The organism is Bacteroides sp. OM05-10AA (genome assembly GCF_003439055.1).
Lineage (GTDB): Bacteria > Bacteroidota > Bacteroidia > Bacteroidales > Bacteroidaceae > Bacteroides > Bacteroides intestinigallinarum.
The window spans coordinates 92,518-103,277 of record NZ_QSUR01000002.1; the positions used below are offsets into that span (position 1 = coordinate 92,518).

Genomic DNA, 10,760 nt, shown 5'->3' on the forward strand with positions numbered 1-10,760 from the left:
CAAAAGTTTATGCAAATGTACGGTTTTTAGAGGAAATGTTTGATATTTCCAGCAAGCTTTCTGCTATTTCGCGTGAAAAGATTTCGAGGTTGAAACGTTCTTCCGCCAGTTTGCGGGCATTCTCTCCCATGCGCCGTGCCTCTTCGGGGTGGTCGACGATGTAGCAGATAGCGTCTATCCAGCCTTGTACGTCGTTATATTCTACGGTGATGCCTATTCCTTCCTTGTCGATGTCTATTTCGAAGTTGGGGTTGCGCGAACAGATGACAGGGATGCCGAGGGCGAATGCTTCCACGAGCGTGGTCAGTCCTACGGTATAGGGGAAGTCGAGGCAGCAGATCACGATACAACTTTTGCGTGCCACCAGTTTTCCCAGTTCGTAGGGAATCACTCCGTCGGTATAATGGATGTGAATGGAGTCGGGCAATGCATACGGGTCGATGATCTTTTTATAGTTGATGTTACCGCATGAGACGGCAATGTACAAATCCAGTTTCTCGTTCGTTGCGGCAAATGCCTGGAGCAAGGTGTCTACGTCCCGGTTTTCTTTGCCGGTGGAGATAAATCCTTCGGGCTTCCGGTCGGGCATTTCTGCAAGCAGGTGGTCGTAGAAAGGAAGATCCGGTCCCCAATGGATAAGTTTCAGTTTGTGGGACGGAGCTTTCCGGGTTTTCTGCGAATCCTGAATCAGTTTCCGACTGAACAGGAACATTTGGTCTATACCTTTGTAGAAAAGGCGGGAGATTTGTTCGCGCCACGGTTTGGGATTGGTCACGACTGCCGTATGATGCCAGATCACGATGGGTTTGCGATACAGTCCCAGGGCACGGAGGAAGATGACGGGCTCTATGCCCCGGAAAGAGGTGGCGTAAAGGACGTCGTATTTCTCCTTGCAGAAGAGAATCTCTTTGGTGGCGTAAAGCATCAGTTTCAGACGGCCGGAGAAATATTTGCATTTGTGCATCACGGAGCGTATTCCGTAATTCTCCAGTAAAGGAAGTCCGTATAAGATGTGTCCGGGGAATTTATATTCTTTCCATTCCTCGTAGCTTTCCCGTGTGAGGCGGGTATGGTAAAAATAAATAGTAAGCAACTTATTTAGTGGTGCTTGTTTCTTTTCAGCCATTTGTTGATTCGGTTTTTGACAGCTTTCGTAATGATGGAGAAATTACCGTATTTCAGGTTGAGGAACAGTTCTTCGAATGAACGTCCGATCTTGATCCACGGATGATCCCAGCCCATGATGCGGTAAACGCTCTCTTTGTAGGCAACGTTTTCGATGACGTAGCGGGGATGTTTCAGTGGAAAATCCACCTCATAGCGCTTCATCGTGAAGATGCGGCGGTAACCTTTGGGCAGGGTATGAATCGAGCCGGCGAAGTGGGTGGAATCTGCCGTTGCTCCCAGGTTGTTAATCATGTTGCGGGTAGGCACGATGCTTAGCCCGGAGTTGAACAATATGGAGGCGTGGAAGATCGTTTCATAAAAGGCTTTCTGCTGTTCCCGGTGACGCTGGCACATGTAGATAAAGTCGCTCCGGAATTTACGTTCCTTGATAAGCTGTTCCAGTTGTTGCATATTGAAGGAATCGTTCAGGAAGCTGTAGAACTCATCCCATTGGTCGACTACCCGTTTCCAGCTCGCCCATCCCCAGATGGAGAAGGTGGTGGTAAAGAAATAGTCGTAGGGCATATCTTGGGTGATTTCTTCGGGGTTAAATCCGGCAATCATGCTGATGCGGGTGTCATGTTCGTATTTATCCAGCATCTCCTTGCAGAATTGGAAAAAGGAGACGGCGGGCACATCGTCGTCTTCCAATACGATGCACTTGTCGACTTTCGAAAAGGCCCATTTCTGCGAAATGTATTCCGAAGGGTCGCAGCCGAAATTCTTTTCCTGATAAAGCCGTTCTACTTCACATTCCCAGTCTATCTGTGATACGATTTCACGGCAGGCTTCTATTCCGGGCAGGTCACGTTCGTTTCGTGCTCCGTCCTGATAGAGGAAGAGGCGGGACGGACGCGCTTTCTTCACTTGCTCGAACACTTGTGACAACTGTTGCGGGCGGTTGAAGAACAGGATAAGTACCGGGACGTCTACTAAAGCGGATTTCATATTCATAGTTCTTGTTTTGGGGTTGTACTGAATGACAGAGCGGCAGGATAGTGGTTGTTCACTTTTTCCTGCTCTTCTTCTGTAAATCGATGCAGGGTTGGATAGTTGTAACGCAAAAATCCTTCCAGGTCGTCGGGGGCGGTCACTGTGAGAGGGCCGAATTTCACCGGTTGCAGGTGGCGGATGCTTTCTACGGTTACGTGGTCGGCAGTGGCCATTACGTTGTTGTAGTAACGGGTGTTTCGTGAGTTGAAACAGCTTTGAACTGACACCAGCATGCGGTAGATTGCTTTTTTAGAGAAAAGCAGGTCGACTACCCTGTTCAGGAAACAGGAGAAGGCTCCCCGGTTCGTGGGGTTCTCTATTTCACATGTACCGAAGTGTTTCCACATCCATATCTCTTTTCCCATCAGGCAGCATTTGAGGAAGCCGAGTGTTTCGGATTGTATTCTTCGCAGCAGCTTGTTGTCGGGAATTTTGTCGAATGGGAATATATCGACAAAAATGCCCGGATGCATCGGGACATTCTTGAACATTTCTTCTACAAAAAGGGTGTCGTTTTTCTTGACTTTGGCAAAATAATACGGGGTATGAGGGTCTGTCTCTATCCATGAAAGGAAGTAGGAAGGACCCAGTTCCCCGGGAGCTACTTTCAGAAATTTGTTGTAGTTCTCCCGCGTCATGCCTATGTCAATATCATCATCCCAGGGGAGAATCGCCTGGTCGTAGAGTGCACCGATTGCCGTGCCGCCAATCACAAAATAGGGAATGTTGTGCTTCTGACACACCCGGATGGTTTCTCCCAATATGTCGTAGAGTTCGGCATGTAATAAATCAAGCTCTTCGGCTGTATATTTCTTGTTCATCGGAAATGGTTAATGCACGTTGTGCTACAAAAGTAGTAATTATATTGCTAAGTTACTATAACTTTGAGTTACTATCACTTTAAGTTCCCTTGCATGTTGAGTTTCCTTGCATAAATTCGGTGGCCACTTGTCCGCGTCCCGGTATGGGAAGGACGGATGCTTGCGGAAAGTCCTTGAGCAGACAGTCTGCCGGATTGATGTCCGGATAGAATTTCTTCAACAGGAACAGGCTGGGGCCGGTGGTGATGCTTCCTATAAAGACGGAGGCGTCCATCAATATCTGTATCGAGGAAAGGAAACGTGCCATTTGTCTTTGTTTCAGCTCTTTGGTGGTCTGCGTGAAGGCGCTGTTGACGTATCCTTTTTCGTCGGGGTTGCAAAGGGTGTACCAGTGTATGTCTGGGGCAAGGGTTTGTACTTGTTCGAAAAGGCGGTAATCGTCCGTTAATACAAAGACGTCGCGTAGGGCGGTCTTTTCTTTAATAAGCCGTATGTAGTGTTCCGGTGGAAGCAGGTTGGTTTCGGTGATCTTGTCTCCTCCCCGTATCTGGCATCCTGCGTATTGGGGTGGAAGTTGCAGGTCGGCGGCACATTGGCGACATTCCTGTGCGGTGGTGTCATTGAGTTTCCAGGTGATTTCCGTCAGTTTTTGGAAGGTATGGAGATAGTCGCCGTCTATTCCCAGTTCGGGAATATGGAAGTGCTGGTTAGGGTTGAACGTCAGTTGAAAGTTGAGCAAGACCGGTTTGCCGTATGTGAAAAAGGCAATCGTTTTTCCGATGATGTTCTTACAGGTTACTTTCAGTTTCCATTTCAGTAACTTCGTCTTAGGCAGCTTTTTGTCTTTCATCAATGCCTGCCAGGAGGGGAGGCGATGGGTGTTATAAGTGTGATGAAACGGTTCGTGCACTTGCTCGCAGAAGGGGGCGAAACAATCTTCCCAACCTTTTTCCCATCCGAAGTTGGCGTCGTCGGAGTAGAGCTTGAACTGTATTTTGTGTTGCAGGCAATAAAGCATTGCGTGAAGCATATAGGTATATTCGGTGAAGAAACCGGCATCTATACCTATGTGATAAATCATCGTCTTTTTGAAAGAACTATTCAGAAGATGGTATCGGGTGGCAAGGTCATTTGGGTTCATGTGTCTTCTTTTTGATGAAATATTGAATGCTTTCTTTAAAAGTAACCGATCGGCTGCCCCACATGGTTGCTACGTAGAGTGCTGCAGCAAGCACTATCTTGCTTGCCAGGCGGAGATAAATATTCTCGATGGAGCGGGTGGTGTAATAGGTGATTACCATAACCGTAGCCGCAATGGCAGCATAAGGAAGTATGTCCATCAGGGCATGGCGAAGCTTCAATCCTATTTCCTGCCATACAAAGTAGTGCCATGTCAGTAGCCACAGTATATTGGTGGATACATAGACGGCGAGCATGGCATAGATACCGTGTGAGTGGACTAACAGAACGCCTGACAGTAGAATTATGCCGAGCGCTATGGTGTTCCACATATAGATGCGGGATTTCCCTTTGCTGATGATGAGCTGCTGATAGAGGTATGCGATGGGAGCAAAGGCTCCGCTGATACACAGTATTTGCATGATTAATATGCTGGAATACCACTTGTCGGTGATGGTGATGATAATCAGCTCTTCCGATACGATTCCCAATCCCAACATGGCGGGAAACGAGACAAAAGCGGTGAAACGCAGCATTTTGCGAAATACCCGTTTTTGCCGTTCAAGGTCGTCGGACACTTTGGTGAGTACCGGTTGCGCTACTCCGTTTATCATGCCGGAGATGAAGAGTTGTCCCATGCCGCACCATTTATTGGCTTGGTTGTAATATCCTACTTCTTTTTCGCTGTAGAATTTACCCAGTATCACGGAAAACAGATTGTTATTGATGTGATTGAATACATTGGTAACCAGTAGTTTCCCACTGAATCCGAACATTTCCTTAATCGGGGTGAAGTTGAACTGCAAGCTCGGTCGCCAACGGGTGAAATGCCAGTAACAGGCTGTGTTGATGGTTACGTAAACGATGCTTTGCGTAGCAATTCCCCAGTAGGAGAAACCAAAGTAGGCAAGAGTGACTCCGGTGATTCCGGACACGGTGAGTCCGATAACCGAAGACAATGCCCGCTGTTTGACCATCAGGTTACGCAGGAGATAGGCACTGTGGGATATTCCCAGACTGGCAATGAAGAAGCCGATAAAAGAATAACGTGCCAGTGGTGTCAGTTCGGGAGTATCGTAAAAGTCAGCGATAAGCGGTGCACAGAGGAATAACAGCAGGTACAGCGACAGACTGATGGCCGCGTTGAACCAGAATACGGCATTGTAATCATTGTGCGTCACTTCTTTCTTATTAACAAGGGCAGCTGTGAAACCACTTTCCTGTATTGAACTGGCAATGAGGGAGAAGATGGCCAACATTCCCACCATTCCATAATCTGACGGAGTGAGCAACCGCGCGAGGAATATTCCGAAAAGCAGATTTAACAACTGCTGTATGCCGTTGCTGAATCCTCCCCAAAATAGTCCTTTGGCTGTCTTTTCTTTTAGTGACTGATTCTCGCTCATATTATTTGCAAAGAATACATGAAAAGGCTATACGTGATGATAGCTTTTCATGTATTCCCTATTCTAGTTTTATTATTTTACTTCGCTGCCCGGCTTCACCTCACGTCCCGGCATAATAACTGCCAGACTGCCATCGTTGTTTTCGGCACTTAGAATCATGCCTTCGCTGACGATACCTTTCAGTTTGCGCGGAGCAAGGTTGGCGATGAAGCAAACCTGTTTGCCTACCAGTTCTTCCGGTTGATAATGCTTGGCAATACCCGATACGATGGTACGTGTTTCCAGTCCGTCGTCGATTTTGAATTGCAGCAATTTATCCGCTTTCGGTACTTTCTGACATTCAAGAATGGTACCCACACGGATATCCAGTTTCTCAAAATCCTCGAAGGCAACGTTTGCCCGGATAGGATTGGCTTTGTAGTTGGCTTCCTCGTTTGCTTTCTTAGTATCGAGCAACTTTTGTACCTGTGCTTCGATAGTAGCGTCTTCAATCTTCTCGAACAATAATTCCGGTTTGTTCAACTGGTGGCCTACGGGAAGAAGGTCGTCACGTCCCAGTTCAGACCATTCGAAAGTATCCATGTTCAGCATTTTGCGGAGTTTTTCCGAGCTGAACGGCAAGAATGGGTCGAAGGCGATGGCAAGGTTGGCAACCAGTTGCAGGGAAATGTTGAGGATGGTTCCTACACGTTCCATATCTGTCTTAGCCAGTTTCCACGGTTCGGTGTCGGCCAGGTATTTGTTTCCGATACGTGCCAGATTCATGGCCTCTTTCTGTGCATCGCGGAATTTGAATACGTCGAGCAGTTTTTCTACTTCTGCTTTCACGTCTGCGAATTCTTTCAGCGTTTCCTTGTCGTAGTCGGTCAATTCACCTTGTGCGGGTACGCGTCCGTCGAAGTATTTTTGGGTCAGCACCATTGCGCGGTTTACGAAGTTACCGTATACGGCTACCAGTTCGTTGTTATTGCGTGCCTGGAAGTCTTTCCAGGTGAAGTCGTTATCTTTCGTTTCCGGTGCATTGGCGGTCAGTACGTAGCGGAGTACGTCCTGTTTGCCTGGGAAGTCAGCCAGATATTCGTGCAACCATACGGCCCAGTTGCGGGAAGTGGAGATTTTGTCTCCTTCGAGGTTGAGGAATTCGTTGCTCGGCACGTTGTCCGGCAGGATATAGCTGCCTTCTGCTTTCAGCATGGCAGGGAATACGATGCAGTGGAACACGATGTTGTCTTTTCCAATGAAATGGATCAGGCGGGTTTCGGGATCTTTCCACCAAGTTTCCCAGCTGTCGGGGAGTAGTTCTTTGGTGTTGGAGATGTAGCCGATAGGTGCGTCGAACCATACGTAGAGTACTTTCCCTTCTGCTCCTTCTACTGGCACAGGGATTCCCCAGTCGAGGTCACGGCTCACGGCACGTGGCTGCAACCCCATGTCGAGCCAGCTTTTGCATTGGCCGTATACATTGGGACGCCATTCTTTGTGGTCTTCCAGAATCCATTTGCGCAGCCATGCTTCGTGTTTGTCGAGAGGAAGATACCAGTGCTTGGTTTCTTTCATCACCGGTTTGCTGCCGCTGATGGCGCTTTTCGGGTTGATAAGATCTGTAGGAGAAAGTGAGGTTCCGCACTTTTCGCATTGGTCGCCGTAAGCGCCTTCCGAATGGCAGTGAGGACATTCTCCGGTGATATAACGGTCGGCAAGGAATGTTTTTGCTTCCTCGTCGTAATATTGTTCGGATGTTTTTTCGATGAATTCTCCTTTATTGTATAATGTTTTGAAGAAATCCGAAGCCAGTTGGTGATGCGTCGGTGAAGTGGTGCGACTATACACGTCGAATGAGATACCGAACTCTTTGAATGATTCCTTAATCAGCGAATGATAACGGTCTACTACATCCTGTGGAGTAATTCCTTCTTTCTTGGCACGGATGGTGATAGGCACTCCGTGTTCGTCCGAACCTCCGATGAATAATACATCTTCTTTTTTCAGACGCAGATAGCGTACATAGATATCTGCCGGCACGTATACACCCGCCAGGTGACCGATATGGACAGGACCGTTCGCATACGGCAGTGCCGATGTGACGGTGGTTCTTTTGAATTTCTTTTCCATTATATAGTGTGATTTTTGTTGTTTTCAGCTTTGCAATGTGCAAAGATAGTGACTTTTCACCACAGATTACACGGATTAACACAGATTATTTCATTGAAAAGTGGTCACAGAATGAAACAGGAACGTTTCGTAATAAAAAAACAGGTAAAAAGAAAGTGTTTTACCCTGATATAAGTTGGCTAGAAAATAGCCAATTTGTATCGGGGTATTTTTATATTTTCTATTATGTTCTATTTTTAAGATTGAAACAGATTAGGAGTATCTAAATTGTATTCTAATAAAAGAAGTGACGTATAAAATACTGTATGAATATGCGGAATAAGTAATCTTTCTTGAATACAAATGAGTGAATATTCATGATTGTTGATAGAATCATGAATCATTGCTTTTAAAGGAAGACTTCGTTCCTTTTAAAGAAACGGTTTATTGGTCAGTGAGAAGTACTTTCTTGCTTTTAAACGAAAGGACAAAAGGGCATTTAGAATACTTGTTTTGTGCTGGTTGCTGTCGAATAGGTAACATGTGAGTTGTTTCTATTTGAACTTATATTTGCAATAATCTGCTCCTGAAATTAGGAATTTTGCCTTTTTGATGTTGAATCGAATGATTTAAAGTCTGTTTTGTGTGAATATGGATTATGCAACTTGCTTATCCTTCAAGTTTTCCAATATACTCCGGACTCATCTTGTATATTTTTGATTCTGTATGAGTTTTATGTCCATTTTTTCTGCATAAAGTAATATTCTGTTCTAATGATAAGAATTACATGGTAAGATTATAGCTTTGCATTTCAATAAGTCAGTATAATCTATATAATTTCTTGCTCATTTCCTCTTTTATCATCTATTTCCATCTATATTTCTCCCCTTTTTCTTTCTTTTTTCTCGTAAGAAAGAATATATTTGTACCTAAGTTAAACGAAAACCAAAGCATGATATGATAACAACCCAGTTGCTTCGTCCTGAAAGCATTGTCGTAGTAGGGGCATCGAATAATGTGCATAAGCCGGGTGGCGCAATATTAAAGAATTTGATAAATGGAGGTTATCGGGGAGAACTTCGGGCGGTGAATCCGAAGGAAAAGGAAGTACAGGGAGTTCCCGCCTTTGCGGACGTGAATGATCTGCCGGACACAGATCTGGCGGTGTTGGCTGTACCTGCTTCAATGTGTCCTGATATAGTGGAAACATTGGCTAGTAAAAAACAGACCAGGGCATTTATCATACTTTCGGCAGGTTTTGGTGAAGAAACTCACGAAGGAGCACTGTTGGAAGAACGTATTCTGGAAACAGTCAATAAATACGGGGCCTCATTGATTGGACCTAATTGTATCGGATTGATGAATACATGGCATCATAGTGTGTTCAGCCAGCCGATTCCTAATTTGAATCCGAAAGGAGTGGATTTGATTTCCAGCTCCGGTGCTACGGCGGTATTTATTCTGGAAAGTGCTGTGACAAAAGGTTTGCAATTTAATTCTGTTTGGTCGGTGGGAAATGCCAAGCAGATCGGGGTAGAAGATGTATTGCAGTTTATGGATGAAAACTTTGATCCTGAAAAAGATTCCCGTCTGAAACTGCTTTATATTGAAAGTATTCAGAATCCGGACCGGCTGTTATTCCATGCCTCCTCTTTGATTCGAAAAGGATGCAAGATTGCAGCAATCAAAGCTGGCAGTTCGGAGAGCGGAAGCCGGGCGGCATCTTCCCATACAGGCGCAATTGCCAGTTCCGATTCGGCAGTGGAGGCTTTGTTCCGTAAAGCGGGGATCGTACGCTGTTTCTCCCGCGAGGAATTGACTACCGTAGGTTGCGTGTTTACTCTGCCCGAATTGAAAGGAAAGAATTTTGCCATTATCACCCATGCCGGAGGCCCGGGGGTGATGCTGACAGATGCGTTGAGTAAAGGCGGACTGAATGTCCCTAAACTGGAAGGAGAAATAGCCGAAGAGCTAAAAGCTCAACTATTCCCTGGTGCTGCCGTCGGGAATCCTATTGATATTCTGGCTACCGGAACACCGGAGCATCTGCGTCTTTGTATCGACTACTGCGAGGAGAAACTCGACAATATAGACGCCATGATGGCCATCTTCGGAACTCCGGGACTGGTTACCATGTTTGAAATGTATGATGTGCTTCATGAGAAGATGCAGACTTGCAAGAAACCGATTTTCCCTATCCTTCCTTCTATTAATACAGCCGGAACAGAGGTTGCCGCCTTCCTGGCAAAAGGACACGTGAATTTTGCAGATGAAGTGACCTTGGGCACTGCTCTTTCCCGTATTGTCAATGTTCCTAAACCGGCAGTTCCTGAAATTGAACTGTTCGGAGTAGACGTACCGAGGATTCGTCGCATTATCGATTCTATTCCGGAGAATGGTTATATTGCTCCCAATTACGTACAAGCATTACTGCATGCTGCGGGTATTCCGCTGGTAGATGAGTTTGTTTCCGATAATAAAGAGGAGATAGTAGCCTTTGCACGTCGGTGCGGATTCCCGGTAGTTGCCAAAGTCGTTGGTCCTGTGCATAAATCGGATGTCGGTGGTGTAGTTCTGAACATCAAAAGCGAGCAACATCTGGCACTGGAATTCGATCGTATGATGCAGATTCCTGATGCAAGGGCAATTATGGTACAGCCGATGCTGAAAGGTACGGAACTGTTTATCGGTGCAAAGTATGAAGAGAAGTTCGGTCATGTGGTACTTTGCGGTTTGGGAGGTATTTTTGTGGAGGTGCTGAAAGATGTGTCTTCCGGTCTGGCCCCGCTCTCTTACGAAGAAGCCTACTCAATGATTCATTCGCTGCGTGCCTATAAAATCATTCAGGGAACACGGGGACAAAAAGGAGTCAACGAAGATAAGTTTGCTGAAATTATTGTTCGTTTGTCCACCTTGCTACGTTTCGCTACAGAAATCAAAGAAATGGATATAAATCCGCTTCTAGCAACACAAAAGGCTATTGTAGCAGTTGATGCGCGTATCCGAATAGAAAAATAGGACTATTCTTTCATTCATTGAGACATATTTACTATCTTTCCGCTGTGATTTTGCCTACATTTGGTAACTCAAACGGAAAGATAGA

The 10,760-nt window shown here is 45.9% G+C and carries 7 protein-coding genes; 1 reads left to right on the forward strand and 6 read right to left on the reverse strand.

From position 1 onward, the window contains the following. Positions 1 to 7: 7 nt before the first annotated feature. The 6 genes from DXB58_RS01805 to metG form a co-directional block, all read right to left on the reverse strand. Positions 8 to 1,126 (reverse strand): glycosyltransferase family 4 protein, encoded by a 1,119-nt coding sequence (locus DXB58_RS01805; RefSeq protein ID WP_122135741.1) that lies wholly within the window; start codon positions 1,124 to 1,126, stop codon positions 8 to 10. Next, positions 1,099 to 2,121, reverse strand: a complete 1,023-nt coding sequence (locus DXB58_RS01810; protein ID WP_199487914.1) for a hemolysin activation protein — start codon at positions 2,119 to 2,121, stop codon at positions 1,099 to 1,101. The genes DXB58_RS01805 and DXB58_RS01810 overlap by 28 nt, the downstream gene beginning before the upstream one ends. Continuing rightward, positions 2,118 to 2,981 (reverse strand): phosphorylcholine transferase LicD, encoded by an 864-nt coding sequence (locus tag DXB58_RS01815; RefSeq protein ID WP_009001110.1) that lies wholly within the window; start codon positions 2,979 to 2,981, stop codon positions 2,118 to 2,120. The genes DXB58_RS01810 and DXB58_RS01815 overlap by 4 nt, the downstream gene beginning before the upstream one ends. A 79-nt stretch (positions 2,982 to 3,060) precedes the next feature. Next, positions 3,061 to 4,122: a hypothetical protein gene (locus DXB58_RS01820; protein WP_122135742.1), complete on the reverse strand. Its 1,062-nt coding sequence runs from the start codon at positions 4,120 to 4,122 to the stop codon at positions 3,061 to 3,063. Beyond that, positions 4,109 to 5,566: a lipopolysaccharide biosynthesis protein gene (locus tag DXB58_RS01825; RefSeq protein ID WP_122135743.1), complete on the reverse strand. Its 1,458-nt coding sequence runs from the start codon at positions 5,564 to 5,566 to the stop codon at positions 4,109 to 4,111. The genes DXB58_RS01820 and DXB58_RS01825 overlap by 14 nt, the downstream gene beginning before the upstream one ends. 72 nt (positions 5,567 to 5,638) lie before the next feature. Next, positions 5,639 to 7,678 carry a methionine--tRNA ligase gene (gene metG, locus DXB58_RS01830; protein WP_117932765.1) on the reverse strand — a complete coding sequence of 680 codons (2,040 nt, stop codon included), beginning with the start codon at positions 7,676 to 7,678 and terminating at the stop codon, positions 5,639 to 5,641. Between the two features lie 936 nt (positions 7,679 to 8,614). On the opposite strand from metG, the gene DXB58_RS01840 reads away from it, so the two are divergent. Next, the gene (locus DXB58_RS01840) at positions 8,615 to 10,675 is read left to right on the forward strand and encodes an acetate--CoA ligase family protein (protein WP_117932767.1); all 2,061 of its coding nucleotides are present in this window, start codon (positions 8,615 to 8,617) and stop codon (positions 10,673 to 10,675) included. The last annotated feature ends 85 nt before the right edge of the window (positions 10,676 to 10,760 follow it).